We start from the raw sequence: 24,639 nt of genomic DNA, 5'->3' as shown, positions 1-24,639 counted from the left end.
CGACCGGCGATCATAATCGTATCAAAATCGGCGCAACGTCTCGCAACCGGGTGCCAAAGATTATTCAACCGGAACATTTTTTGGCGCCATGAGAACAATTTCGCATAGATAGCATTTTTCTTGCATTGCTGATATGCAATTGGAATTTCACATGAGCGCTTTGGCATCCACATGACCCGCGCAGCAGGGACCGCCGGAATTTACGTCTCTCCCGAGCCGGCCGGGGCAACCCTTCTGGTCGTCACGGTGGAGGCCATCGCAAGGCGCATCGTCAGCGGGGAATTTCCCGTCGGCAGCATCATCCCCAACGAAGCGGAAATCGTCGAAGAACTCGGCGTCTCGCGCACCGTGGTGCGCGAAGCTGTGCGCACGCTGGTGGCCAAGGGCATGTTGCGCACCCGCCGCCGTCTCGGAACCGAGGTCACGCCGATCGCGAGCTGGAGCCAGTTCGACCGCAACGTGATCGACTGGCGCATCCGCTACGATCCCGACGACAAGGTTCTCGACGACCTCGTCGACATCGTGATGGCGGTCGAGATCATCGCCGGCATCCGCTGCGCCGAGGACCTCGATTTTGACGCTTCACCGCTGGCCGACGCCGTCAGCGCGCTGGAACAGGCCGACCCGACCGACCGCAACACCCTCGCCGAAGCCGAGCAGGATTTTCACCGCGCCCTGGTCGACACCATGGGCAACTCGTTCTGCTCCCACGTCCACGCGGTGACCGAAAGCGCCCTGTCGACCTTCCTGTCCCCGATGTTCATCAGCGCGAGTTCGCACGCCGAAGCGCTCGGCCAGTACCAGGCCCTTGCCGACGCGGTGAGGAGCCACGCTCCGGCCAAGGCGCGCGCCGCCGTGGAAGAACTCGGCGCGCTTCGCCGCATCAGCATGCGCCGGGCGATGCGCGCCATGCGCACCTGATCGCCGGTCCGCGGCGCGACGGGTGATCCGGTTGGCATGCAACCGGCCGCACCCGAGCGCCGCAACGACACGAACGGCAATTTTAGCGCCGGTGATGTGATCCAACTGTCATCTTGCGGGATTATGCGGCTTGCGAATTCGCTCGATCCCCAAGAGGACGCTATGAAGAACTTCGCGCTGGCCACCACCGCGATCGCGCTGGCCCTGTCCGCCTCCCAGGTGAACGCCCAGACGCTGCCGGAGGCCCAGACCTCCAGCCCCTGGTTCACCGACGCCCAGGCCGTGCTGCAGCAGAAGATGGCCGAGCAGCCGATCACCACCACCGCCAAGAACGTCATCGTCTTCGTCGCCGATGGCAACGGCGTCGGCACCAACTACGCGGCCCGCCTGTTCGACGGTCAGTCGAAAGGCATGCTCGGCGAAGAGAACGTCCTCCCTTACGAGGAATTCCCGCACCTCGCCCTGGTGAAGACCTACAACGTCAACGCCCAAACGCCCGACTCCGCGCCGACCGCCGGCGCCATGAACACCGGCATCAAGCAGGCGTTCAACACCATCAACATCAACCCCGAGACCGGCGGCGTGCACGACGACTGCTCGACCGAAGAGGGCAACCGCCTGACGACGATCGCCGAGATCGCGTCCGAGGCCGGCAAGTCGACCGGCGTCGTCTCCACCGCGCGCATCACCCACGCCACCCCGGCCGCTGTCTACGCCAAGACCGCCAACCGGAACTGGGAAGGCGATGCGGACATGCCGGAAGGCTGCAACAATTCCAAGGACATCGCCGCCCAGCTCATCGACCAGATGCAGGCCGGCGTCGTCGATCTCGCCATGGGCGGTGGCCGTCGCTACTTCGTGCCCGCCGGTACGCAGACGGACGAGGGCGGCAGCGGCCGTCGCACCGAGGGCTCGGCCAACCTGATCGAGACCGCGACCGAGGCCGGCGCGCAATATGCGTGGAACACCGAGACCTTCAACGCGCTGAACCTCGACGGCAGCACCCCCGTGCTGGCGCTGTTCGAGGACTCGCACATGAAGTACGAGGCCGACCGCGCCGACGAGGACGAGCCGTCGCTGGAAGACATGACCCGCGCGGCGATCTCCTACCTCTCCACCAACGAGGACGGCTACTATCTGGAAGTCGAGGCCGGCCGCGTCGACCACGCCAACCATGACGGCAACGCCTACCGCACCCTCGTCGACGCGCAGGAGTTCGCCCAGGCCGTCGCCGCCGCCGCCGAGATGACGAACGTCGAGGATACCCTCATCATCGTCACCGCTGACCACGAGCATGCGATCGCCTTCAACGGCTATTGCGGCCGCGGCACGCCGATCCTGGGCCTTTGCATGGGCGTCACCGCCGGCGGGATCGAGCACAATGGCGAGCCTGAGACGGCCGCCGACGGCAAGCCCTACACCGTCATCGGCTACCTGAACGGCGCCGGCTCCGTGCTGACCGAGCAGGCGGACGGCACCTTCGCCGCCCCCGAGGGCCGTGCCGACGTGGCCCAGGACGAAGCCACCGACATCGACTACCTGCAGCAGGCGCTGCTGCCGATGTCGTCCGAGACGCACTCGGGCGAGGACGTCGCGGTCTATGCGCGCGGTCCCTGGGCGCACCTCTTCACCGGCACCGTGGAGCAGAACTACATCTTCCACGTGATGCACCACGCGATGTTCGGCGCGGCCAACTGAGCCGGCGCCGCGAGGGGGCCGGGCCGCCCCCTCACCATGACGCGAGGCGGCGGCCCGGCCGGGGTGCCGCCTCGTTTTGCCGACATGATATTCGTGCGTGACAGGACCGACGTCCTGCGAAGGAGGCCGCGATGGACCGTAGACGCTTCATCCTGGGGGCCGCTGCCCTGACCCTTCCCGCCGGCCCCGTCTGGGCCGAGTCCGATTCGATCCGCCTGCGCGATCTTTACGAGAAGAACGGCGACTTCACCCCGCTCGCCCAATCGCGCGAGGGGACGCGCCTCACGGTGAGCGGCTTCATGGCCCCGCCGCTGAAGGCCGATTCCAACTTCTTCGTCTTGACCAAGCGCCCGATGGCCGTCTGCCCGTTCTGCGAAACCTCCGCCGATTGGCCGGACGACATTCTCGCCATCTACTTGAAGCGCACGCTCCAGGTGGAGCCGTTCAACGTACCGCTGATCGCCCGCGGGACGTTGGAGCTGGGCGACTATCGCGACCCCGACACCGGCTTCCTGTCGCGCGTGCGTCTGTCGGACGCGACCGTCTCACGGGCCTGAGCACGGCGCCCCGCACCTGCGCCGCAGGACGCCTGCCGCGGCCACGCCCTACCAACGTCAACCGATCGGGACCTCGTCTCATGGGCCTACCGCTCTTCGTCCGCTCGCTGGTGGTCGCCGCCGGCGGCCGGACGCTCATCGACATCGCCGACTTCGCGGCTGAGCCCGGCGCATGCGTCGGCATCAAGGGTCCGTCCGGCGCGGGCAAGTCGACCTTCCTCTATGCGCTGGCGGGCCTCGTCCCGGCGGGCTCGGCCTCCGGCACGGTGCGCTGGGGCGGGCAGGACATTCTGGCCATGCGCCCCGGTGCCCGCGCCCGCTTCCGCCGACAGACGGTCGGCTTCGTCTTCCAGGACTTTTTGTTGTTCGAGGAGCTGGGCGCCGCGGCCAATGCGTCGATCGCGTCGGGTTTCACCGGCGGGCGGCGCGGACGGGCGCTTCGGGTGCGTGCCGAGGAGCGCCTCGCCGCGCTGAAGGTTCCGGGCGGGCGCCGCGCCGCGCGCACATTCTCGGGCGGTGAGCGGCAGCGCATCGCGCTGGCCCGCGCCCTGGCCGCCGACCCCGCCATCATCCTCGCCGACGAACCCACCGCGAGCCTCGACGCCGAGACCAAGGGCGCCCTGATCGCCGATCTCGTCGGCGCCGCACGCAGCGGCGGCAAGACGCTGGTCGCCGTCAGCCACGATCCGGCCCTGCTCGCCGCCATGGACCGCGTCGTCGAGATTGCCGACGGCACACTGACGGCGCCCGGCGCGACCGCCCCTTCCGCCGCCCGGAGCGACGTCCATGACTGAGTTCGACTGGTCCGAGATCCGCTGGCCGGACGCGCTCAGTCCTGACGCGCTGCGCGATGCCTGGGACGGCCTCGCCCCGCTGACGCAGGACATCGCGCTGACCGGCGCCATCCTCGCCCCCGCCGTCCTCCTCGGTCTCGTTCTGATGGCGGGTTACCGGCCGGGCGCCCTCGTCGGCGCCATGCTGTGGCGGTTCCGGGTCACCAACGCGGTCTTCGTGGCGCTCATCGCGGTGTCGGTCGGCATCGGCGCCGGACTGATCGCGCAGGAGAGGGGGCTGCGCGCCGGCACAGCGCGCGCCGCCGACAAGTTCGACCTGGTCCTGGCCGCGCCGGGCAGCGAGATGACGATGCTGATGGCTGCCGTCTACCTGCAGCCGGCGGATGTTCCGCTCCTCTCCGGCGCCATCTACGCCGAGGTGGCCGCCGATCCGCGGGTCGACATCGCCGCTCCGATCGCCTTCGGGGATTCCTATGAGGGCGCGCCCGTGGTCGGCACGACGCCGCGCTTCGTCACCCACCTTGCGGGGACGCTGGCCGAGGGCCGCGTCTTCACCGGCGAGGCGGAAGCGGTCGTCGGCGCCCACGTGCCGCTGGCGGTCGGCGACGAGTTCGAGCCGGCCCACGGCACCGGCGAGGCGGCCGACGAGCACGCCCATGACGACGCCGACTTCCACGTCGTCGGCCGCATGGCGCCGACCGGCAGCCCGTGGGACCGCGCCATCCTGGTGCCGGTCGAGGCGGTGTGGCACGTCCATGGCCTCGCCAGCGGCCACGGGGCGGACTGGAACGGCACCGTCGGCGAGCCGTTCGACGCGGAGTCCTTCCCCGGTACGCCCGCCATCATCGTGCGCGCCGAGGAGCTGTGGGCCAACTATGCCCTGCGCTCCCAGTTCACGCGCGACGACGTGATGGCCTTCTTCCCCGGCGCGGTGCTGGGCGAACTCCACCGCCTGCTCGGCGACGTGCGGCAGGTCATGTCGCTCATGGCCATCGTCACCCAGGTGCTGGTGGCGGCGGGGGTGTTGACCGGGCTCGTCATCCTCACGCGGCTCTATGCGCAGCGGTTGGCGCTGCTGCGGGCTCTCGGCGCGCCGGTGCGCTTCGTGCTCGCCGTCGTGTGGTCCTATGCGGCGGTGCTGATCGGCCTCGGCGGGCTCCTCGGCCTCGGCGTCGGGCTTGGGGCGACGGCGGTGCTGTCGCGCATCGTCACCGCGAAGACCGACATCCTCGTCACCGCCACGCTCGGGTGGGGCGAGGTGCATCTCGTCGCGGCCTTCGTCTCCATGGCGGCGCTTCTGGCGCTGTTGCCGGGCATCGTGGCGCTGCCGCGCAACGTCGTCGCGGCCCTGCGCGGCTGAGCCGGCCCGCGCGGCGAAGCGGGTTCAGCCAGGCCGGATCGGCTCAGCGCGCGAGGTGGGCGGCGATGCGCGCCGCCGTCTCGGGCGCGGTCCAGTCGAGCGATCCCGCGTGGCGGGCGACGACGGTGCCGTCCGCGGCGAGGAACAGCGTGGCGGGGAGGCCGGTGAGGCCGTAGACGTCACCGGGCGTCGGCCCGGTGCTGCGCCATGTGGCAAGGTCGAGGCCGATCCGCTCGCCCAGGAAGGCGGCCACATCCGCCGTGGGCCGTGTGTCGGCCGAGACGATCACCACCGCCTCCGCCTCGGCCGGATGGGCGGCGACGTAGCGCGCCAGCTCCGGCAGCTCGGTCAGGCACGGCGCGCACCACGTCGCCCAAACGTGGAGGATGGCGGGCCGCCCGCCGGTCAACGCGGGGAGCGTCGTCCTCCGGCCTCGCGCGTTCTCCAAGCGCAGCCCGTCCCGGCTCCCGTCTCCGGCTGCGGCCGAACGTGCGGCGATCCCCGCCAGCGCTCCGCCGAGAAGGAGGGCGAGCGCCGCGCGACGGTCCAGCACGGTCCCGATGCGGGTCCCGTGGCACCGGCGGTGCCGTGCGGCCGGCCTCGCGTCCATCATCACTCTCCCCTGTGCCGCGGACCCCTTCGTCCCGCGGGCGCCCCTATATCCCGGGCCGCCTCGAGCCGCGGGCGCCCGTCCCTCGCGCCCTGGCGAAGGGGCAGCGCATGCCGATGGTGAGCCATAGCGTCGTCATATGGCATGCTTGCGAAGGTTTGGGCGCGGGTGTAGGTGGCGCGGGTGGCGCAATCCTTCTGGTCCTCCGTTCGTGTTGGCGTGGCGTATGGTCTGCCGGTGCAAACCGCGCTGGCGCCGATGGCGATGCTGTTCGGCGCCCTGGCCCTCGGGCGCGGCGGCCTGTCGGGATTCGACACGATCCTGATGAGCGCGGTGGTTTTCGCAGGCTCTGCACAGTTCGTCGCCATCGACCTCTACGGGCAGAAGATCCCCATGTGGTCGGTCGTCCTGTCCGTCTTCGCGGTCAACTTCCGCCATCTCCTTTATTCGGCGGCGGTCACCAAGGCGGTGCGGTCCTTCCCCTGGCGGGTCAAGCTGCCTCTCTTCTTCCTGCTGACGGACCCGACCTTCGCCTTCATCCAGGAAGAGCGCCAGCGGCTCAACCTCGCGGCCTATTTCGGGCTCGGCGTCTCGCTCTACGTGGTTTGGCTGGGCGGCACGGCGCTCGGCGTCCTGTTCGGCTCCTTCCTGACCGACCCCGAAGCCTACGCGCTCGACATGCTGCTGCCGATCTACTTCGTCGCGCTGGTGATGAGCTTCCGGCGGCGGCCCAACTGGGCGCTGACGGTGGTGGTCACCTTCATCGTCTCCGGCATCGTCTACAAGGCGCCGGAGTGGGGCATCACCTTCCTCGGCACACCGTGGCACATGACCATCGGCTGCCTGGGCGGCATGCTGGCGGCGGCGATCGTGGCGCGGCCCGGCTCGCCGCCTTTGTCGGCGCCCGAGGAGCCGGAGCTTCAGCCCCACCTGTCGCTGGTCGACCCTGACGCGCCTGCCGATGACGGGCGGATGAGCCCCGCCCGATGAGCGACGATCTCGTCTTCATCGCCGCCTGCACCATCGTGGCGATGGTCGCGCGCACAGGCGGCTACCTCATCCTCTCGCGGTTCGAGCGGCTTCACTTCCGCGTCGCCGCCGCGCTCGACGCGGTGCCGGCCGCCGTGATGACGACCCTGGTCGTTCCCGCGGCCGTCGACGGGGGATGGCGCGAGGCGGTGGTCCTGGGCCTCGCGCTGCTCCTCTCGTTCCGCTTCGGCACGACCATCACCGTCTTCTCGGCGATGGCGGTGATGGTCGTCCTGCGCTCCGTCTGAGGAAGGTCACGGCGCCGCCCGTCACGGCGCTGGCGGTTTACGGCGCAGGCGGGATGGTGCGCAGATAGGCGACCATCGCCGCCAAGTCTTCCGGTGTCATGTGCGCATAATAAGGATAGCCCATCGGCGGGCTGAGCTCCTTGCCGTCGCGCGAGATGCCGGTGGTGATCGCCCTCACGATCTCCTCGTCCGACCAGTTGCCGAGCCCGTGCTCCGGATCCGACGTGATGTTGGCGGAAACCACCACGCCCCAGGGGCCGGGGATCTCCAGGCCGCCGCCGCCGAGTGGGGCGCCCGGCTCGCGCGTCATGTGGCATTCCATGCAGTGGGCGATGGTGACGAGGTAGCGCCCTTTCTCCACCGGGTCGGCGGCCTGGGCGTCCTCCATCAGCGGCGTTTCGGCGCCGGGGAAGGCTGGCGGCGCGGCACCGTCATAGACCGGATCCGGCACCTTGTTGTCCACCGGCGGCACGGTGCGCAGGTAGGCGACAACCGCGTCGAGGTCACCGGGGGTGAGGATCTTGTAGTAGCTCGTCGGCATCACCGGGGCGAGGGCGCTGCCGTCCGGCCTGTGGCCGGTTCGGATGGCCGTCTTGATCTCCTCGTCGCTCCAGTCGCCGAGGCCGGTGGAATGCGAGGTCAGGTTGGACGCCGTGACCTTGAAACCGGGCGTGTCGAAGTGGAAACCGCCGGCGAGGAAGCGGCTCATGTCCGGCCCCTGCGGCCCCATCGGCGTGTGGCAGTTGCCGCAGGCCATCACGGTGTTGACGAGGTAATCGCCCCGCTTCACCAGCTCCGGCTGGCTGAGGGACTCGGCCGCGCCGGCGCCCCCAGCTACCGCGCACATCATTGCCGCCCCCGCGGCGGCCCACGTGATCGTCTTGCGCATTGCGCCTCCCATGTTATGCTTATGTTCCACATAACATGAGACTGCATCATATTGCCACGGTCTGGTGACCGGCCTGACGCAATGTGATCGGCCGTGACGGTCCGTGTGCGCGCCCCGCTCCGGCCGTCGCTAGGCGGACGGCTCGTGCTTCCTGGTCTTCTGGTTGCGGAAAAGGTGGCGGTGGGCCGGGTCGTAGAGCGCCGAGTCGGTGAAGGCGCCGGGGTCCAGCACCCGGCCGACCAGGATCAGCGCCGTGCGCGTGACCTTCGCGGCGCGCACCGCGGCGGCGATGGTCGACAAGGTGCCGCGGATCACCTCCTCGTCGGGCCAGGAGGCGCGCACCACCACGGCCACCGGGCAGTCCTCGCCGTAGAACGGCGTCAGCGTCTCCACCACGTGCCGCATGTTGCGCACCGAAAGGTGGATGGCGAGCGTCGCCCCCGAGGCACCCAGCGTGTCGAGGTCCTCGGCGTTGGGCATCGCGGAGGACTTCATCGCCGTGCGGGTGAGGATGACCGTCTGGGCGACGTCCGGCAGCGTCAGCTCGGTCTTCAGCGTGGCGGCGGCGGCGGCGAAGGCGGGCACGCCGGGGACGATGTCGAAGGGGATGCCGACCGCCTCCAACCGGCGGATCTGCTCGCCGATCGCGCCGTAGAGCGACGGATCGCCGGAGTGGACGCGGGCGACGTCCTCCCCCCGCGCGTGGGCGGCCTCCATCTCGGCCATGATCTCGTCCAGGTTCATGGGCGCGGTGTCGATGACGCGGGCGCCCTCCGGCGCTTCGGCCACCACCGCCTCCGGCACCAGCGATCCGGCATAGAGACAGACCGGACAGCGGCGGATGAGGTTGAGGCCGCGCACGGTGATGAGGTCGGGCGCGCCGGGGCCGGCGCCGATGAAGTGGATCGTCATAACGTATTCTTCTTGTCGTAGCCGCGCGGGGTGTAGACGAGCGTGCGCCCGTCACCGCGCGTGAAGGCGCGCGTCGTTGACGCGCCGATGATGACGGTCGAAAGCATGTCGACGTCCTCGGGGTCGAGGTCGGCGATGGTGGTGACGGTGATCGCCTCCGCCGGGCGGCCGACATTCGCGGCGAGGATCACCGGTGTGGTCGCCGGGCGCGAGCCGCGGAAGATCTCCAGCGCGCGGGCGAGCTGCTCCGTGCGGCGGCGCGAGCGGGGATTGTAGAGCGCCACCACGAAGTCGGACGCGGCCGCCGCCATCAGCCGCCGGGCGATGGCGGGCCACGGCGTCAGAAGGTCGGACAGCGAGATGAACGCGAAGTCGTGCCCCAGCGGCGCGCCCGCTCTGGCGGCGGCGGCCTGCGCGGCGGAGACGCCCGGAACCACCGCGACGTCCACCCGGCGGGCCGCGTCGCTGAGGTCGCCGGTGTCGAGGAGCTCCATCGCCAAGGTGGCCATGGCGTAGATGCCGGGGTCGCCCGACGAGATCAGCGCCACCTCGCGCCCCTCCGCGGCGAGCTCGAGGGCGAAGCGCGTGCGCTCCGTCTCGTCGCCGAGGGGGAAGTCGTGCCGGGTCTGGTGGGCGCGCAGGTCCTCCACGAGGTCCAGATAGAGCGTGTAGCCGACGAAGGCGTCGGCGCGGGCGAGCGCCGCAACGCAGTCGCCCGTGCGCCAGAGCGTCGTGCCGGGGCCGATGCCGACCACGGTGAGTTTTCCGCGCGCGCGGCCGACGGGGCCGATGGGGGCCGGGGCTTCGGCGAGCGCCACCGTCAGTCCGTCGCCGATCACCTTGGGCGAGACGAGGATGCCGTCCGGCCCCGCTGCGGCGAGGGCGGCGGCCTCCGCGACTCCGCCGATGCCGACCGCCGCGCGCACCACGTCGGACGGTGTGGCGAGGCGGGCGTCCTCCTGGGCGAGGCGCTCGCGGGTGAAGACGCGGAGCGGGGCGCCGAGGTCGGCGGCGACGGCGTGGAGCGCGGTCTCGTCGGCCTTCAGGTCCAGCGTGACGACGGCGGCGACGGCGCGCGGGTCGATCCCGGCGGCGGCGAGCATCGTGCGGGCGAGGCGGACGGCGGCGGCGGGGTCCGCGCCCCGCTCCGCGCCCATGCCGAGCGCCACGGTGCGGGCGATGTAGGTCGGCACCGTCGCGGCGTCCTCGGCGAGGCGCGAGGTGACGGCGACCTTGTGCGGCCCGCGCGGCAGGTCGGCGAGGAAGGGGGCCGCGGTGTCGACGCCATCGCCCGACGCCAGCGTGCGGGCGAGCGCCTTGAAGGGGGCGATGTCGGCGACGGTGTAGCCCTCGGGCGGATCGTCGAGAGCGATGCCGAGGCGCGTGTCGGACAGCGTGGTGGCGGCGGGGGCGACGGCGAAGGTCGCGCCGAGCGTCGCGGCGATGCGTCCGCCGCCGTGGTGGGCGCCGAGCAGAGGCACGACGGCGCTCCCGTCCTCGGCGAGCGCGACGAGGGGCGGCTCGGTCGTCTTGTCCCGCACGAAGGGCGCCGCGCTGCGGATGAGGATCCCCGCCGCGCAGACGCCGACGACGGAGGTTCCCCCCGCGAACAGGCGGCCGATATGGTGCGTCGCGGAGGCGAACGACACGTCGACCTCCTCCGGGGCGACGCGGGCGGCGAGGCCGTGCAGCGTCACGGCGCGGCCTTCGGCTGCGAGGGCGGCCTTGGCGCGGCGGGCCGTCTCCAGCGCGCCCGGCGCCAGCACCACCACGGCGACGTCGCCGGATGGGGCGGGCCGCGGGGCGGGTGGGTCGGTTACCAGGATGGTGGAGAAGTAGGGCTTGATCCCGGCGGGCGCGTCGGCGAGCGGCATCACCCGCTCGTCCTCGGTGGTGGCGCGGATGACGAGTGTGCCGGTGCGCCCCGCCTCCTCGACCAGCGCGCGCACCGCGTCGAAGTGACGGCCCACCTTGTAGAGCACCACGGCGCCGGGCGAGGCGAGGGCGCGGCGCAGAATGTCCGCATCGGCGGTGGACGGGAGGATAGTGAGAGGGGCCTCGCCGCGCACGAGGCTCGCCCCGGCGGCGGCGGCGCAGGCGGTAGCCGCGGCGACGCCGGGGACGATGGCGATCGAAACGCGCCCGGCGAGCCGCGCCGTCACCGAGGCGGCGCTGCCGTAGAGCATCGGGTCGCCCTCGCACAGGAGCGCCACGTCGCGGCCGGCGGCGCAGTGGGCTTCGATCATCGCGGCGGCGGCGTCGTAGGCGGCCTCGGCGGCGCCGTCATTGCTCATCGGCACCGTGAACGGGGCCTGCTCGGCGGTGCCGATGTGCGCGGCGGCGATGCGAGCGGCAAGGCTCCCCGTCGTCGTCTGCGGGTAGGCGACGACGGCGGCAGACTCGATGACGCGCGCCGCCTTCAGGGTGATGAGGTCCGGGTCGCCGGGGCCGACCCCGACGACGTGAAGTGTCCCGCTCATGATCGTGTGGCTCGCCATTGGAGGACCGGCATGGCCGGCTTGAGGGCGGTGAGGCCGCCGATGAGGGCATCGTGCGACAGGGCGATGCGTGTCAGCCGGCCGCCGAGGCGCGCGTGCCGGCGGATCGTCTCCGCCTCCGCCAGCGCCGTCACCGCGTTGGAAATGAAGAGGCCGCCCGCGGGCAGCCGCGCCCACAGCGCCTCGAACAGCGCCGCATCGCCGACCGCGCCGCCCATGAAGATGTGCGTGGGGTCGGCCGCCTGGGCGAGCGCCGCCGCGGCGTCCCCGGCCAGCACGGTGGCGGCCGAGGCGGTGCCCGTGGCGGCGAGGTTGGCGGCGATGGCGGCGAGGCGTCCGGGGTGGCGCTCGAACAGGGTGGCCGTGCCGCCGCGGCGGATCCAGTCGATGGCGACGGACCCGCTGCCGGAGCCGACGTCCCACAGATGGCCAAACGCGACTGGGGCGGCGGCGAGGGCCGCCAGGGTGAGCGTGCGCACCTCGTCACGGGTGACGCAGCCGTCGTGGGTGAGGGCGTCGACGGTGAGCGGGGAGGGGCCCGCGCCGCACTCCACGGCCAGGACGTTGAGGGCGGGCATCTCGCCCGTCAGTTCGCCCGCGCGCGTGCGATAGACGCTGGCGCCGGGGCCGCCGAGGTCGGCGCAGACGGCGAGTGCCGCGTCGCCATAGCCCGCGCGGGTGAGGGCGGCGGCGATGAGCGCGGGCGCCTTGCCGTCGCGGGTGAGGGCGAGGATGCGGCGGCCGGGCGCGACGTGGCCGAGGATCGCTTCCGGCGGGGCTGTGTGAAGCGAGACCTGCGCCACCTCGGCGAGCGGCCACAGGAGAGCCGCCGCCGCCAGCGAGAAGGCGGAGGGTGCGGGAAAGACGCGCATCTCCTCAGCCGCCACATGCCGCAGCAGCGTGGCGGCGACGCCGTGGTTCAGCGGGTCGCCGCTCGCCAGCACCGTGACGGGGGTGCCGCGCAGACTAAGAAGCGCCGCGATGCCGTCCGCGAAGGGGCTCGGCCACGGGCGGCGGCGCTCCGGCGTGACGGCGACGACATCCAAAAGCCGCGCCGGGCCGAACACGGCGGCGGCGTGAAGTGCCTCCGCGGGCGCGCCGGGGGCGAGCGCGCCGCCCGGCAGGCAGCCGACGACGGTGAGCCAGGGGTCCGTCACGGTGTGCCGCCTGCAGCGCGGCGGGTGGCGGGACGACAGGCGGACCAGGCCGGCGTGCGAATGAAGGCGCGGCGGGCGGGACCCACCGGGCGGCGGGTCCCGGAGCGGCGCATCAGGCGCTGATGCGCGTGTCGGCGGTGGCGGCGGCTGCGGCGTTGAGCGCGGCCCCGGCGATGGCCGATCCGCCGCGCCGCCCGCGTACCGTCGCGAAGGGGGCCGGGGCCATCGCCACCAGCGCCGCCTTCGATTCCACCGCGCCGACGAAGCCGACGGGGAAGCCGAAAATGGCGGCGGGGCGGGCGCCGCCGCGGATCAGCTCCAGCAGCTCGAACAGTGCGGTGGGCGCGTTGCCGATGACGACGACGGACCCGGTGAGCGCGTCCGCCGCGCGGCGGATGGCGATCGCCGAGCGGGTGGTCGCGGCGGCCTCCGCCTCGGCCGGCGTCTCGGCGTCGAGGATGTGGCAGCGCACCTGCTCGCGCGGGACGTAGCGCGCGGCGATGGCGTGGCGCGTCATCTCGGTGTCGACGATGACGGGGCGGCCCGCGGCGAGCGCGGCCTTGGCGGCGGCGATCACCGGGCCGTGGACGACGAGGTCGGCCAAAACGCCGGTGTCGCCCGCGGCGTGGGCGATGCGCTCGGCGAGCGGCGCCGCGTCGCCGAAGCGGGCGAGGTCGGCCTCGGCACGGATGATGGCGAAGGACTGGGCGTAGATCGCGTCGGGATCGCGTTCGTAGGTGTAGAGGCCGCCCGTCACCACGCTCTTGGGGCCGAGCGGGTGGTTCTCGTGCGGATAGCGCGGGTGATGGTGGCCGTGCCCGTGGCCATGATCGTGCCCGTGCCCTTCTGCTTGTGCGTGGCCATGGTCATGGTCATGGGTGTGCCCATGACCATGCGTGTGCTCGTGGGCGTGATCGTGATGCGCATGGTCGTGCGCATGAGAATGGCCATGATCGTGGTGCGCATGTCCATGATCGTGCCCATCCCCATGATGGCGGTGGTCGCCGGGGCCGGCGAGCAGGCGGCAGGCGCCTGTGCAGAAGGTGTGGCACAGGCGGCAGGTCTCGACCGCCGAGCCGGGAGCCGATGCGCCCATGCCCTCGACGTGGTGGTGGTGGCTCTCCTGCGGCGCACCCACCTCGTCCTCGAAGCCCAGCACCTGGATGCGGTATTTGCATAGCCCGCAATTCATCGCCGCCGGGCCGTCCAGAAGCTCGGTCACGCGCTCGGCGAACGTGTCGATCACCGCCGGGTGGCTGCCGAGATAGGACGCCTTGGCGAAGGCGATGTCCGGATGGCGCGCGGCCACCGTGTCGGCGAAACCGTAGATGCGGTCGATCAGGATCCCCGAGAACAGGAAGTAGGGGAACACGACGACGCGCTTGAAGCCGAGCTTCGCCACCTTCTCCAGGCACGGCTCGACGAGCGGGAAGGTCACGCCCGAATAGGCCGTCTCGCACCAGCCGAAGCCGAAGCCTTCCCACAGAAGCCGCGCCACCTTGGCGACGTTGCCGTTGGCGTCGGGGTCCGACGCGCCGCGGCCGACGACGACGAGGCAGGTCTCGCTCGCCGGGGCGGGGCCGTGGGCAGCGTCGAGCTCCTCCAGCGCGGCGCGCACCCGCTCGCCCGCGGCGCGCAGCATCCGAGCGTCCACGCCCAGCTCGCGGCCATAGTCGATGCGGATGCCGTGCTTGGCGGCGTAGGTGTTGAGGACGCTCGGAATGTCGTTCTTGGCGTGCATCGCCGCGAACAGCATGCCCGGCACGGCGAGGATGTGGTCCACGCCCTTCGCGCGCAGGGCATCGAGACCGTCGCGGATGACGGGGTTGGCGAATTCCAGATACCCGTATTCGACCGGCCAGTCCGGGAACCGCGTCTTCAGCGCCTCGGCGGCGGTGGCGAATTCGGCGACCGCGCTCTTGGACCGCGAGCCGTGGCCGCAGACCATGACACCGATTTTACCGCTCATCGTGCCGCACCCGCTCGGATCGAGACCGCGTCGCCTTCGTTCGCCTTCGGGCGCACAGCCGCGCTCACCGCGGGGCGCAGGGGGACGGGCATGGCGGCGGTCGGGGTGCGCATAGAGTCTCCATTCACGACGCGCGCACCGGGATGGCGGGGGCGGCCGAGGGGCCGGACCCGTCAGACACAGCCGCGGACTTGGCCCCCGAGTTGGGTCGGCCGCACCGCGATCGCTTCCAGTTCCTCCACGGAACGCTGCGGCCCTGGAGCTACCAGTGATGCCGAACTCTGACAAGCGCCTCGCCGACCTGTGACTCGCCATCGCACCGCGAACGGATTATGCGAAGCTCCGTTGGTATCCATGACGCATCTATTATGATGCGGCGCAATCAAAGCGGTTGAAGGAGATGGGATGCTGAAGTTCACACTCGTCACGGCCTTGATGGTGGCCGGGTTTAATCTCGCTGTGCCGGTCCGTCAGGCCGCCGCCGAGGAAACCTCGATTTTCGATATTACCGGCAAGTGGAGCGGCAAAGGCTTCGTTCAGAAGGATGACAAGTCGCGCAAGATGAACGTCACCTGCGAGATCGAGGGCGCGCAGTCCGGCGACCAGATCGGTTTCGATGGCGAATGCCGGGCGATGATGGTGCTGAAGCGGGCCATCGGCGCCGACATGGTGCGCCAGGGCGAGCGGCTGAAGGGCACCTATATCGGCTCCAATGCGGGGCCGGCCGAGCTCGACGGCGGGCCGCAGGAAGACGGGCGCATCGTCCTGACCATGACGTTTCCGAAGACGATCCATGGCGACGACATCGCGACCATGACGATCGCCCCCGCAAACGACAAGGAATTCAGCATCGTCACCGTGGACACGATGTCCGACGGCAAAACGCTGGTGACGACGGCCGAAATCACCTTCGAGCGCGAGTAGGCGAGGCTGCGGGCGGCGGCGCGGAGCCGGGCCTTGCGCGCCGGCTGCGTCAATTGGCGCCCGAGCGCGGCGGCAAAAGACGACGATCCGAAGCCGCACCCATGCGCGAAGTTCTTGCGGCGCGGTTGCCCGGTTGCCATATCTTACCGACCTGGGAGGCGTCCGTTCGCGGCCGCCCGCCCCGGCTCCTTAGGACTGTCATAGGGATTTCAATGGCGACCTGGAATCAGAACACGACCACACGGCCGGCCACTGGAGCCGCGCGGTACGATGCATCCATCGACCAGGGCCTGCGCAGCTACATGCTGCAGGTCTACAACTACATGGCCATCGGGCTCGCCCTCACGGGTGTGGCGGCGCTCGCCGTCTTCGCCTTGGCGACCACGCAGGGCGGCGAAGGCGCCGTCGCGCAGGTCGGCAACGGCATCTATCTGACGCAGTTCGGCGTCACCCTCTACACGACCCCGCTGAAGTGGGTGCTGGCGCTCGCCCCGCTCGGCGTCGTCTTCTGGCTCTCCTTCGGCGTCCACAAGATGGAGCCGGCGAAGGCCCGCGCGCTCTTCTTCCTCTATGCCGCGCTGGTCGGCGCCTCGCTGTCGACGATCTTCCTCGTCTACACGTCCGAGAGCATCGTGCGCGTGTTCTTCATCACGGCGGTCGCCTTCGGTGGTCTCAGCCTCTACGGCTACACCACCAAGAAGGACCTGTCCGGGATGGGCTCGTTCCTGATCATGGGTGTGATCGGCATCTTCATCGCGATGCTGGTGAACATCTTCCTGCAGTCCTCCGCGCTGCAGTTCGCGATCTCGATCATCGGCGTGCTGGTGTTTGCCGGCCTGACCGCGTTCGATACGCAGAAGATCAAGGAAAGCTACTATGTGGGCGACGACTCGGCCACGGCGGGCCGCAAGGCCGTCATCGGCGCGCTGCAGCTCTACCTGGACTTCATCATGATGTTCCAGTTCCTGCTGTCGCTGCTCGGCAACCGCCAGTAATCGGACCCGGCCTTCCGGGCTGGACGAAGGGCGCGGGGTCTTCCCCGCGCCCTTTTTCGTTGCGCGAAGGGGCGATGCGAGCGGGCAGGCCGCACCGCTGCCGCGAAGACGCGGGCGGACGAGCCCCTCGCTCGGCCTCAAGACGCGGGCGGAGAAGCCACCCGCTTGCCGGGCCATCGCTCCCGCGGTCATAAGGCTGTCACGAAGCCTGCCTAGCGAGGCGACATGACCCGACCCGCCCCCGACCCCGCCGCCACCGCGCCCGATCCCGCCCCGGCGCCGGACCCCGCCATCGCATCCCGCCAGGCCCTCCTGCGCACCCTCGCCCTCGCCGAGGCGGACGAGGTGCTGGCGACGCTCGGCGCCATCGACCCCGCGCCGGACTACACCGTCGTGCGCGGGCCGGAGGTCGGCCTCGTCATGGTGCGCGGACGCATCGGCGGCGGCGGCGCGCCGTTCAATGCGGGCGAAGCCACCGTGGCGCGCTGCACCGTGAAGCTTGCCAGCGGCGAAGTCGGCTTCGGCCACGTCATGGGCCGGGACGAGACGCGCGCCAAAGCCATCGCCCTCCTCGACGCGCTGGCCCAGACCGCGGCGCACGCGGAAACGATCGCGGCCGCCGCCCGCGCGATGGACGCCGCCCGCACCGCGCGCGAGGCCGCCCGCGCCGCCGAGGTCGCCGCCACGCGGGTCGATTTCTTCACCATGGTGCGGGGCGAGGACTGATGGACAACTCCGATCTCACCACCGCCCTTGAGGGCGCCTTCGCGCACCCCGTGTTCGACGCGCAGGCCGCTTTTCGCGCCGTCCTGTCCGCGCTCGCCGAGCCCGGGACCGTCCACGCTCTGCCGGCCGCCGGGCCGCCCGCGCCGCTTTCTGCCGGGGCGGGCGCCGTGCTCCTCACGCTCGCCGACCAGGAGACGCCGGTCTATCTCGCCCCCGCCTTCGCGGCGGCCGCGCCCTGGCTCACCTTCCACACCGGCGCCCCCGTCACCGCCGACCCGGCCGCCGCGCGCTTCGCCGCCGTCACCGGTCTGAACGCGCTGCCGAATGGGCTCAGCGTTGGCGACGACGTCTACCCGGACCGCTCCGCCACGCTCATCGCCCCGGTGCGCCTTTCAGGCCGCACGCTGCGCCTCGCCGGCCCCGGCATCGACGGCGCCCGCACCCTCGACGCCGACCTGTCCGACGCGGTGCTCGCCCGCCTCGCCGCCAACCGGGCGCTGTTCCCGCGCGGTCTGGATTTCATCCTCATCGACGAAGCGGGCGCCGGCGTCGTCGGGCTGCCGCGCACCACGGAGGTCACGTGTACGTCGCAGTGAAGGGCGGCGCCGCGGCGATCGCCAACGCCCACCGCCTGCTCGCCAAGGACCGCCGCGGCGATCCCGCCGTTCCCGAACTCACCGCCGAGCAGATCGCCGGCCAGCTCACGCTCGCCGTGGACCGGGTGATGGCCGAGGGCTCGCTCTATGACCCGGAGCTGGCCGCCATCGCCATCCGCCAGGCGCGCGGCGACCTCATCGAGGCGATCTTCCTCGTGCGCGCCTTCCGCACCACCTTGCCGCGGCTCGGCGCCTCGCGCCCCGTGGACACCGCGGCGATGGCGATCGAGCGGCGCATTTCCGCGACCTTCAAGGACCTTCCCGGCGGCCAGGTGCTGGGGCCGACTTTCGACTATACGCACCGCCTGATCGAGCCGGACCTTGGTGCTGAGCCGCCCGCCACCGCGGACCCGCTCGGCCCCGCCCCGCGCGTGACCGACGTTCTGGGCCACGAGGGCCTTGTCGAGCCGGACGCCGCGGACCCCGCCGCGCGCGACGCCGAGCCGGGCGACCTCACGCGCGAGCCGCTCGTCTCGCCGCTGCCGCGTGACGTGCGGCTGCAGGCGTTGGCGCGCGGCGACGAGGGATGGCTTCTCGGCCTCGCCTATTCCACGCAGCGCGGGTACGGGCGCAACCACCCCTTCGTGGGCGAGATCCGCACCGGCGCGGTGGAGCTGGAGCTCGACGTGCCGGAACTCGGCTTCCCCGTCACGCTCGGCACCATGACGCTGACCGAATGCCAGATGGTGAACCAGTTCCACGGGTCCGCCGAGGAGCCGCCGCAATTCACGCGCGGCTACGGCCTCGTTTTCGGCCGGGTGGAGAGGAAGGCGATGGCGATGGCGCTGGTGGACCGCGCGCTGAGGGCGGGCGAACTCGGCGAGGACCGCGTGGCGCCGGCGCAGGACGAAGAATTCGTCATCGCCCACAGCGACAATGTGCAGGCGACCGGCTTCGTGGAGCACCTGAAGCTGCCCCACTACGTGGACTTCCAGGCCGAGGCGGCGCTGGTGCGGCGCCTCCGCGCCGAGGCCGCCGCCGGCGCCGCGCCCGGCGAAACGGACGCGCAGGAGGCGGCGGAGTGACGCTCACCTACAACTTCGCCTATCTCGACGAGGCGACCAAACGCATGATCCGCCGGGCGATTTTGAAGGCCGTGGCGATCCCCGGCTACCAGGTCCCCTTCGCCAGCCGCGAAATGCCGATGCCCTATGGCTGGGGCACCGGCGGCGTGCAGGTCACCGCCTCCATCATCGGCCCCGACGATACGCTGAAGGTGATCGACCAGGGGTCCGACGACACCACCAATGCGGTGTCCATCCGCGCCTTCTTCGCCCGCGTCGCCAACGTGGCGGTGACGACGGCGACCAGGGACGCGACGATCATCCAGACCCGCCACCGCATCCCCGAGACGCCGCTCTCGGCCGGGCAGATCCTCGTCTTCCAGGTGCCGATCCCCGAGCCCTTGCGCTTCCTGGAGCCGCGCGAGACGGAGACGCGGGTGATGCACGCGCTGGAAGAATACGGCCTGATGCACGTGAAGCTTTACGAGGACATCGCCCGCCACGGCCACATCGCCACCACCTACGCCTACCCGGTGAAGGTGGAGGGGCGGTACATCATGGACCCTTCGCCGACGCCGAAGTTCGACAATCCGAAGATGCACCGTTCGCCCGCGCTGCAGCTCTTCGGCGCCGGACGTGAGAAGCGCATCTACGCGGTGCCGCCCTTCACCGAGGTCGTGAGCCTCGACTTCGAGGACCATCCCTTCGCGGTGCAGGCGTTCGATGCACCCTGCGCGCTGTGCGGGGCGACCGGCGTCTACCTTGACGAGATCGTGACCGACGACGCGGGTGGGCGCATGTTCACCTGCTCGGATACGGATTTCTGCACGCAGAGACGCGCCGCGGAGGCGCCGAACGTTTAAGTTCAACTCGGCCGATCGGCGGGCGAAAAAATGGTTAACGGCGCACGTTAAGACTTATGGCAATGCGCCGGCACGCACAAATCGGTAAACGAAGTATTGACAGCGCAACCCAATTTTTACTTGTATCCACAGGCACGGGGTGCCCCTGATGGACCTTGGCTTGTGGGAGATTTTTATGAAACTGATCTGTATTGCTGCCATTAGCGCCGCCATGTCGGCTTTCGCTCTGCCCGCGCTGGCAGGGGACCCGACGGACTCTTATGTCGTCGAGCGGGACGACCGCGGTGCACAAAAGTGCTACGTCGGCACCTATTACCCGGCCCATTACAAAGTCTATCCGAAGGGCATCAAGCTGCGCGGCGCCCAGAAGACCATTTCCGTCGATGGTAACCGCTACGTCGTCGGCCGCAACGCGCCGCTCTATATCGAGACCCGCAAGCGCATCAAGGAAGACTACGTCAGCCTCGCCCCGACCGGCTGCTGATCGCTCGCCGAACCCGCATGACGCGGTGGTGGTCGCCCTCAGTCGAGGGTGACCACCATCGTCAGGCGGCACGTCAAAATGGCGGTGTTCCCCTCGGCGATCCCGCTGCCGACGCTGCAAGCGCTGAGATCCGTCCGGCCGAGCGAAAATCCCGCGCCGGCCGGTCCCGACTGCGATCCGCCGACAGGAAGCTGGGCGACGTCGATGAGGTCATAGGCCCGGTCCGCCAGCTCCGCCTCGCTGAGCTGGCGCGCGCCGGGGCTGTTGTCGGTGACGCGGATCGCCCCGCCGTCCTGGCACACGTCGACCCAACCGTCCGACCGGCAGGTTTCACTGTCCGCCTCCGCGAAGAGGCCGAGCCCGCTCCAATCGCCCGAGATGCATCCCGACAGCGACAGCGCGGCCGCCAGAGCCAGAGGCATGGCCAGTCTCGACATCTCCCGATCCCTTCGGCGCCCATGATCTGACCAAGTCGTGAACGCACTTGGTTAATGCTTCCTTGTCTCCGCGCCTGCGCCGTTCATTGCCGCGGTGCCGTCCACAGGGTTGCCGTCCACAGGGTTGCCGTCCACAGGGTTGCCGTCCACAGGGTTGCCGTCCACAGGGTTGCCGCCCGCCGCACCGCGGTCAGGCTCGGTCTGCGGTCCGGCCGACGCCCACGCGCCTCCTTTTGCGCACCGCCCGGTGGACCGGCACCGCATTCGGGCGCAGGGTCGGCGTCACAACCCTGTCATGGCGCCTTGGCATTGGGCGGCATCGGAGCGGCGGCAGGGCAGGCGGCACGGCGGCCGCGCACCGCCGGGGACGCAAGATGGCCCGCGCCATCACGCGGCGGCAGTGTGATACGCCCGCGCAGAGTAAGGACACGGCCATGGCCACCGACACGGCGAACCCTCTCCCATCCCCGCCGGGACCGGCAGAGGGGAGCGCCGCGCCGCACACCCTGAACACCGGCACCGCACTCCGCAGGGCTGCGGCGCACGGGGCGCATCCCGGAGCGGATCAGCCGCGCGCGCCCGGTACGCCGGACGAGGACGCGCCGCTCCTCACCGCCACCGGCCTCACCAAGACCTACGGCGCGCGCATCGGCTGCGCGGACGTCACCTTCTCGCTCTGGCCGGGCGAGGTGCTCGCCATCGTCGGCGAATCCGGCTCCGGCAAGACCACGCTCCTCAGCACCGTCTCCGGCCGCCTGCCGCGCACCTCCGGCGCCATCACCTACCGCCTGCGGGACGGCACGGTGACCGATATCGACGATATGACCGAGGCCGAGCGCCGCCGCCTCGCCCGCACCGACTGGGGCTTCGTCCACCAGAACCCCGCCGACGGGCTGCGCATGTCGGTCTCCGCCGGCGGCAACGTGGGCGAGCGGCTGATGGCCGTCGGCGGCCGCCACTATGGCGACATCCGCGCCACCGCCGCCGCCTGGCTTGAGCGTGTCGAGATCCCCGCCGACCGCATCGACGACGCCCCGCGCACCTTCTCCGGCGGCATGCGCCAGCGCCTGCAGATCGCCCGCAACCTCGTCACCCATCCGCGCCTCGTCTTCCTCGACGAGCCAACCGGCGGGCTCGACGTCTCCGTCCAGGCCCGCGTGCTCGACGTCATGCGTCGCCTCGTCGCCGACTTGGGCCTCGCCGCCATCCTCGTCACCCACGATCTCGCCGTGGCGCGGCTGCTCGCCGACCGCATGATGGTGATGAAGGGCGGGCGCGTGGTGGAGGAGGGCCTCACCGACCGGGTGCTCGAAGACCCGCAGCACCCCTACACCCAGCTCCTCGTCTCCTCGATTTTGGCGGTGTGACCATGGCGGACACCATCCTCGCGGTCGAAAATCTCTCGAAAGCCTTCACCATGCACCTGCGCGGCGGCATCGTCCTGCCGGTGCTGGAGCACGTCAGCTTCACCGTCGCGGCGGGGGAATGCGTGGTGCTGGGCGGCCCGTCCGGCGCGGGCAAAAGCTCGATCATGAAGATCGTCGCGGGCACCTATCAGGCGCGGTCCGGGGCGGTGAAGGTGCGCCACCGCGGCGCCCTCGTCGACACCACGGCGATGACCGCGCGCGACTTCGCCGCGGTGCGGCGCGAGACGATCGCCGAGGTGACGCAATTCCTGCGCGCCATCCCACGCGTTTCGGCGCTCGACCTCGTGAGCGCGGCGGGCGGCGGCGACGGCGCGCGCGAGGAGGCCGCATCGCTGCTGACGCGCCTCAACCTGCCCGAACGGCTGTGGGGCCTGCCGCCGGCGACCTTCTCGGGCGGTGAGAAGCAGCGCGTGAACATCGCCGCCGGGTTCATCCGCAAGACGCCGCTGCTGTTGGTGGACGAGCCGACCGCGAGCCTGGACGCCGCCAATCGCGCCGTCGTCGTGGACCTGATCACGGCGAAGAAGGCGGCGGGGACGGCCATCCTCGGCATCTTCCACGACCACGAGGTGCGCGAGGCGGTGTGCGACCGCGTGGTCGACGTGACGGCCTTCTCGCCGCGCCGGGCCGCCTGAGCCGATGCGGCTTTCCGAGGCGCCGACCGTGGACCCCACGGCGCGGGTGACCGGCACCACGCTGGGCCGCTACACCGAGATTGCGGCCCACACCGCGATCGCCGAGTCCACGCTCGGCGACTACAGCTACATCATGGAAACGGCCACGTGCTCTACGCGGACGTGGCGAAGTTCGTGTCGATCGCCGCTGCGGTGCGGCTGAACCCGTCGAACCATCCGATCGAGCGGGCCTCGTCGCACCACTTCACCTATCGCGCGGGCGATTATTTCGAGGGCGCGGCGCACGACGAAGGGTTGTTCGACTGGCGCCGCGCCGACCGGGTGCGGATCGGCAACGACGTGTGGATCGGCCACGGTGCCACCATCATGCCCGGCGTCACCGTGGGTGACGGGGCCGTCGTCGGGGCGGGCGCGGTGGTCACGCGCGACGTGGCGCCGTACTGGATCGTCACCGGCGTTCCGGCCCGGCCGCTGCGCCCGCGCTTCCCCGCTGCGGTGGGCGACAGGCTGATGGCGCTCGCCTGGTGGGATTGGCCGCACGATCGCTTGGCCGCCGCACTGCCGGACTTTCAGGCGCTCCCGGTGGACGTGTTCCTGGAAAAGCACGGCGGCTGAGGCTCAGCGGCGCCGGCCGCCGATCTTGTCCGCGTGCGCCACCACCATCAGCACCCCGGCGACCAGCGCGACGGGCAGGGCATCCTCTCGTGTCAGCGGCCCGAACGGTGTGGCGGTCAGCGCGGTCAAGAGGCCCGGACGCTTGCGCGGGTGGCGCGGGGGGCGCTCCTCACGCTTGGCGGCGGCGCGCGTGGCGGCAGGGGCAGGCTTGCGCGGGCGCACGGCGACCCTCTCGCGGCGCGCCCGGCGCCTGGCTTCCCGCTCGGCCACGCGGCGATAGTGCAGGGCGATAAGCCGTTCGGCCTCCGCCGCCTCGCCGGTCAGTGCGGCCGGCCGCAGCGGGTAGGGCACTTCGGCGGCCGCGCGCTCGGCCATGTGCTCGGCCTCGGCGCCTTCCTCCAACGGCGCCAGTTTCTCGTCCTCCAGCGCCACCAACAGGCCGAAGGCGGCGAACGCGGCAACGTCGACCAGGATGAACACCACCTCCTGCGCCACCGGACCGATGCCCCCGACGCCGGACGGGCCCAGCAGCACCGCCAGAAACCACAGCCCCCACAGGACGGTGAGGATGCCGGCGTGGCGGTCATAAAGCGCGGCGCGGACAGGGTGGCCCTCATGGGCGAACGAGCGCACCGGGCCCCACAGCACCGCGGCGAGAATGCCGAGGAGGATCGCGGCGGCGATGAACCACACCACCGCCGCGCCGCCCGATGCGCCGCCCGCGACCGCCAGCGCGACGACCATCGCCACGTCGATGAAGATGGCGGTCAGCGCCATCGGCAAGAGGCTGCGGCCGGCGGGGGTCGCGGTTACCATCAGCGCGGCGAGGACCAGCGGCGAGGCGGCCAGCCACAGCACATAATGCGCCTCCACCGCGGCAAAGCCGAGGTGGAGCGCCGGGATGCCGAGGGCGGGGAAGGCGTAGAAGGCGGCGGCCAGCATCGCGGTGACGGCGGCGAGCGCGGTGCGGGCGGACTGGCGCGGCGTATCGAACCCGCCGAGCACCAGGATCGCGCCCGCCCCGGTCGCGAGGAAGGCCGCGCCCACCCAGTCCGCGGCGGTGATCACGCTGGCGGCGCTCATCGGCCGCCTCCTGCGGGGAGGAGGGGTGTCGACGCCGTGTCACAAACATATGTGACAGGTCGGCCCGGATGGTCTGTCCTCGGCATAGGGTCGCTCCGGCTCGTGCCTTGCAGTCTTTTGTGATGAAACGGCCGTGAGGTTCGAATCG

Annotated in this window: 24 protein-coding genes and 2 pseudogenes; 17 read left to right on the top strand and 9 right to left on the bottom strand. The window is 71.0% G+C overall.

Annotated features, from left to right (window positions below; all coding sequences use genetic code 11):
* Positions 1–171 precede the first annotated feature (171 nt).
* The 5 genes from BIX52_RS06075 to BIX52_RS06055 all read left to right on the top strand — a co-directional run bounded on the left by BIX52_RS06075 (position 172) and on the right by BIX52_RS06055 (position 5,330).
* Positions 172–921, top strand: a complete 750-nt coding sequence (locus BIX52_RS06075; RefSeq protein WP_075219994.1) for a FadR/GntR family transcriptional regulator — start codon at positions 172–174, stop codon at positions 919–921.
* A gap of 162 nt (positions 922–1,083) precedes the next feature.
* Positions 1,084–2,619: an alkaline phosphatase gene (locus tag BIX52_RS06070; protein WP_075219993.1), complete on the top strand. Its 1,536-nt coding sequence runs from the start codon at positions 1,084–1,086 to the stop codon at positions 2,617–2,619.
* A 131-nt stretch (positions 2,620–2,750) separates the two neighbouring features.
* Positions 2,751–3,176, top strand: a complete 426-nt coding sequence (locus BIX52_RS06065) for a hypothetical protein (RefSeq protein WP_075219992.1) — start codon at positions 2,751–2,753, stop codon at positions 3,174–3,176.
* A gap of 80 nt (positions 3,177–3,256) precedes the next feature.
* Positions 3,257–3,970, top strand: a complete 714-nt coding sequence (locus tag BIX52_RS06060; protein ID WP_075219991.1) for an ABC transporter ATP-binding protein — start codon at positions 3,257–3,259, stop codon at positions 3,968–3,970.
* Positions 3,963–5,330, top strand: a complete 1,368-nt coding sequence (locus tag BIX52_RS06055) for an ABC transporter permease family protein (RefSeq protein WP_108676418.1) — start codon at positions 3,963–3,965, stop codon at positions 5,328–5,330. Before BIX52_RS06060 ends, BIX52_RS06055 begins: the two co-directional genes overlap by 8 nt.
* A gap of 43 nt (positions 5,331–5,373) precedes the next feature.
* Here BIX52_RS06055 and BIX52_RS06050 read toward each other — a convergent pair whose 3' ends face one another.
* A complete protein-coding gene (locus tag BIX52_RS06050) occupies positions 5,374–5,883 on the bottom strand; it encodes a TlpA disulfide reductase family protein (protein WP_157956206.1) in 510 nt (169 codons plus the stop codon).
* A 294-nt stretch (positions 5,884–6,177) separates the two neighbouring features.
* Here BIX52_RS06050 and BIX52_RS06045 point away from each other — a divergent pair, with 294 nt between their 5' ends.
* Both BIX52_RS06045 and BIX52_RS06040 read left to right on the top strand, forming a co-directional pair.
* The gene (locus BIX52_RS06045; protein WP_075219989.1) at positions 6,178–6,930 is read left to right on the top strand and encodes an AzlC family ABC transporter permease; all 753 of its coding nucleotides are present in this window, start codon (positions 6,178–6,180) and stop codon (positions 6,928–6,930) included.
* Positions 6,927–7,217, top strand: a complete 291-nt coding sequence (locus tag BIX52_RS06040) for an AzlD domain-containing protein (RefSeq protein WP_075219988.1) — start codon at positions 6,927–6,929, stop codon at positions 7,215–7,217. The genes BIX52_RS06045 and BIX52_RS06040 overlap by 4 nt, the downstream gene beginning before the upstream one ends.
* A 37-nt stretch (positions 7,218–7,254) precedes the next feature.
* Here the strand turns inward: BIX52_RS06040 and BIX52_RS06035 are convergent, their stop codons facing one another.
* The 6 genes and pseudogenes from BIX52_RS06035 to BIX52_RS24020 all read right to left on the bottom strand — a co-directional run.
* Complete coding sequence (locus BIX52_RS06035; protein ID WP_245803118.1) at positions 7,255–8,106, bottom strand: c-type cytochrome; 852 nt, start codon at positions 8,104–8,106, stop codon at positions 7,255–7,257.
* Between the two features lie 129 nt (positions 8,107–8,235).
* The gene (gene cobM, locus BIX52_RS06030) at positions 8,236–9,018 is read right to left on the bottom strand and encodes a precorrin-4 C(11)-methyltransferase (RefSeq protein ID WP_075219987.1); all 783 of its coding nucleotides are present in this window, start codon (positions 9,016–9,018) and stop codon (positions 8,236–8,238) included.
* On the bottom strand, positions 9,015–11,498 hold the full coding sequence (gene cobJ / locus BIX52_RS06025; protein WP_205647701.1) for a precorrin-3B C(17)-methyltransferase: 2,484 nt from the start codon (positions 11,496–11,498) through the stop codon (positions 9,015–9,017). The genes cobM and cobJ overlap by 4 nt, the downstream gene beginning before the upstream one ends.
* The gene (locus BIX52_RS06015) at positions 11,495–12,673 is read right to left on the bottom strand and encodes a bifunctional cobalt-precorrin-7 (C(5))-methyltransferase CbiE/decarboxylating cobalt-precorrin-6B (C(15))-methyltransferase CbiT (RefSeq protein ID WP_075219986.1); all 1,179 of its coding nucleotides are present in this window, start codon (positions 12,671–12,673) and stop codon (positions 11,495–11,497) included. The genes cobJ and BIX52_RS06015 overlap by 4 nt, the downstream gene beginning before the upstream one ends.
* A 112-nt stretch (positions 12,674–12,785) precedes the next feature.
* The gene (locus tag BIX52_RS23435) at positions 12,786–13,430 is read right to left on the bottom strand and encodes a precorrin-8X methylmutase (protein WP_205647724.1); all 645 of its coding nucleotides are present in this window, start codon (positions 13,428–13,430) and stop codon (positions 12,786–12,788) included.
* Positions 13,431–13,913: 483 nt separating this feature from the next.
* A pseudogene (locus tag BIX52_RS24020) lies at positions 13,914–14,621 on the bottom strand (sirohydrochlorin chelatase); the annotation flags it as partial.
* 426 nt (positions 14,622–15,047) lie between these two features.
* Between BIX52_RS24020 and BIX52_RS06000 the strand changes: the two are divergent.
* The 7 genes from BIX52_RS06000 to BIX52_RS05970 all read left to right on the top strand — a co-directional run bounded on the left by BIX52_RS06000 (position 15,048) and on the right by BIX52_RS05970 (position 20,294).
* Positions 15,048–15,566 (top strand): hypothetical protein, encoded by a 519-nt coding sequence (locus BIX52_RS06000; RefSeq protein WP_075219985.1) that lies wholly within the window; start codon positions 15,048–15,050, stop codon positions 15,564–15,566.
* Between the two features lie 212 nt (positions 15,567–15,778).
* On the top strand, positions 15,779–16,561 hold the full coding sequence (locus BIX52_RS05995) for a Bax inhibitor-1/YccA family protein (protein WP_075219984.1): 783 nt from the start codon (positions 15,779–15,781) through the stop codon (positions 16,559–16,561).
* A 225-nt stretch (positions 16,562–16,786) separates the two neighbouring features.
* Complete coding sequence (gene phnG, locus BIX52_RS05990) at positions 16,787–17,287, top strand: phosphonate C-P lyase system protein PhnG (protein WP_075219983.1); 501 nt, start codon at positions 16,787–16,789, stop codon at positions 17,285–17,287.
* Entirely contained in the window at positions 17,287–17,883 is a 597-nt protein-coding gene (phnH, locus tag BIX52_RS05985; protein ID WP_075219982.1) for a phosphonate C-P lyase system protein PhnH, read from the top strand. Before phnG ends, phnH begins: the two co-directional genes overlap by 1 nt.
* On the top strand, positions 17,868–18,968 hold the full coding sequence (locus BIX52_RS05980; RefSeq protein ID WP_075219981.1) for a carbon-phosphorus lyase complex subunit: 1,101 nt from the start codon (positions 17,868–17,870) through the stop codon (positions 18,966–18,968). Before phnH ends, BIX52_RS05980 begins: the two co-directional genes overlap by 16 nt.
* A complete protein-coding gene (locus BIX52_RS05975) occupies positions 18,965–19,810 on the top strand; it encodes an alpha-D-ribose 1-methylphosphonate 5-phosphate C-P-lyase PhnJ (RefSeq protein WP_075219980.1) in 846 nt (281 codons plus the stop codon). Before BIX52_RS05980 ends, BIX52_RS05975 begins: the two co-directional genes overlap by 4 nt.
* A 175-nt stretch (positions 19,811–19,985) precedes the next feature.
* Positions 19,986–20,294 (top strand): hypothetical protein, encoded by a 309-nt coding sequence (locus BIX52_RS05970; protein ID WP_157956204.1) that lies wholly within the window; start codon positions 19,986–19,988, stop codon positions 20,292–20,294.
* A 38-nt stretch (positions 20,295–20,332) separates the two neighbouring features.
* Here BIX52_RS05970 and BIX52_RS05965 read toward each other — a convergent pair whose 3' ends face one another.
* On the bottom strand, positions 20,333–20,731 hold the full coding sequence (locus BIX52_RS05965; RefSeq protein WP_139312719.1) for a hypothetical protein: 399 nt from the start codon (positions 20,729–20,731) through the stop codon (positions 20,333–20,335).
* A gap of 434 nt (positions 20,732–21,165) precedes the next feature.
* Between BIX52_RS05965 and phnK the strand changes: the two genes are divergently transcribed.
* From phnK to BIX52_RS05950, 3 genes and pseudogenes are all read left to right on the top strand, one after another.
* Positions 21,166–22,098 carry a phosphonate C-P lyase system protein PhnK gene (phnK, locus tag BIX52_RS05960; RefSeq protein WP_083660035.1) on the top strand — a complete coding sequence of 311 codons (933 nt, stop codon included), beginning with the start codon at positions 21,166–21,168 and terminating at the stop codon, positions 22,096–22,098.
* A gap of 2 nt (positions 22,099–22,100) precedes the next feature.
* Positions 22,101–22,793 (top strand): phosphonate C-P lyase system protein PhnL, encoded by a 693-nt coding sequence (phnL, locus tag BIX52_RS05955; RefSeq protein WP_075219977.1) that lies wholly within the window; start codon positions 22,101–22,103, stop codon positions 22,791–22,793.
* Positions 22,794–22,797: 4 nt separating this feature from the next.
* Positions 22,798–23,408 (top strand): annotated as a pseudogene (locus BIX52_RS05950) (DapH/DapD/GlmU-related protein).
* A gap of 3 nt (positions 23,409–23,411) precedes the next feature.
* Here the strand turns inward: BIX52_RS05950 and BIX52_RS05945 are convergent.
* The gene (locus tag BIX52_RS05945; protein WP_075219976.1) at positions 23,412–24,491 is read right to left on the bottom strand and encodes a bacteriorhodopsin; all 1,080 of its coding nucleotides are present in this window, start codon (positions 24,489–24,491) and stop codon (positions 23,412–23,414) included.
* Between the last annotated feature and the right edge of the window lie 148 nt (positions 24,492–24,639).

Origin of the sequence: Acuticoccus yangtzensis, from assembly GCF_001927245.1 — a bacterium.
Classification (GTDB): Bacteria; Pseudomonadota; Alphaproteobacteria; order Rhizobiales; family Amorphaceae; genus Acuticoccus; species Acuticoccus yangtzensis.
Note: the sequence above shows the minus strand (reverse complement) of the source record. Positions and strands in the feature narration are given on the sequence as shown.

Excerpts from the sequence above, each read along its gene's own strand:
- cobJ (WP_205647701.1), bottom strand. The coding sequence starts at position 11,498 with ATGAGCGGGACACTTCACGTCGTCGGGGTCGGCCCCGGCGACCCGGAC.
- BIX52_RS05970 (WP_157956204.1), top strand. The coding sequence starts at position 19,986 with ATGAAACTGATCTGTATTGCTGCCATTAGCGCCGCCATGTCGGCTTTC.
- BIX52_RS05945 (WP_075219976.1), bottom strand. The coding sequence starts at position 24,491 with ATGAGCGCCGCCAGCGTGATCACCGCCGCGGACTGGGTGGGCGCGGCC.
- BIX52_RS06070 (WP_075219993.1), top strand. The coding sequence starts at position 1,084 with ATGAAGAACTTCGCGCTGGCCACCACCGCGATCGCGCTGGCCCTGTCC.
- phnK (WP_083660035.1), top strand. The coding sequence starts at position 21,166 with ATGGCCACCGACACGGCGAACCCTCTCCCATCCCCGCCGGGACCGGCA.
- BIX52_RS06065 (WP_075219992.1), top strand. The coding sequence starts at position 2,751 with ATGGACCGTAGACGCTTCATCCTGGGGGCCGCTGCCCTGACCCTTCCC.
- BIX52_RS06075 (WP_075219994.1), top strand. The coding sequence starts at position 172 with ATGACCCGCGCAGCAGGGACCGCCGGAATTTACGTCTCTCCCGAGCCG.
- phnG (WP_075219983.1), top strand. The coding sequence starts at position 16,787 with ATGACCCGACCCGCCCCCGACCCCGCCGCCACCGCGCCCGATCCCGCC.
- BIX52_RS05995 (WP_075219984.1), top strand. The coding sequence starts at position 15,779 with ATGGCGACCTGGAATCAGAACACGACCACACGGCCGGCCACTGGAGCC.
- phnH (WP_075219982.1), top strand. The coding sequence starts at position 17,287 with ATGGACAACTCCGATCTCACCACCGCCCTTGAGGGCGCCTTCGCGCAC.
- BIX52_RS06035 (WP_245803118.1), bottom strand. The coding sequence starts at position 8,106 with ATGCGCAAGACGATCACGTGGGCCGCCGCGGGGGCGGCAATGATGTGC.
- BIX52_RS06055 (WP_108676418.1), top strand. The coding sequence starts at position 3,963 with ATGACTGAGTTCGACTGGTCCGAGATCCGCTGGCCGGACGCGCTCAGT.
- cobM (WP_075219987.1), bottom strand. The coding sequence starts at position 9,018 with ATGACGATCCACTTCATCGGCGCCGGCCCCGGCGCGCCCGACCTCATC.
- BIX52_RS06060 (WP_075219991.1), top strand. The coding sequence starts at position 3,257 with ATGGGCCTACCGCTCTTCGTCCGCTCGCTGGTGGTCGCCGCCGGCGGC.
- BIX52_RS06040 (WP_075219988.1), top strand. The coding sequence starts at position 6,927 with ATGAGCGACGATCTCGTCTTCATCGCCGCCTGCACCATCGTGGCGATG.
- BIX52_RS05965 (WP_139312719.1), bottom strand. The coding sequence starts at position 20,731 with ATGTCGAGACTGGCCATGCCTCTGGCTCTGGCGGCCGCGCTGTCGCTG.
- BIX52_RS06000 (WP_075219985.1), top strand. The coding sequence starts at position 15,048 with ATGCTGAAGTTCACACTCGTCACGGCCTTGATGGTGGCCGGGTTTAAT.
- phnL (WP_075219977.1), top strand. The coding sequence starts at position 22,101 with ATGGCGGACACCATCCTCGCGGTCGAAAATCTCTCGAAAGCCTTCACC.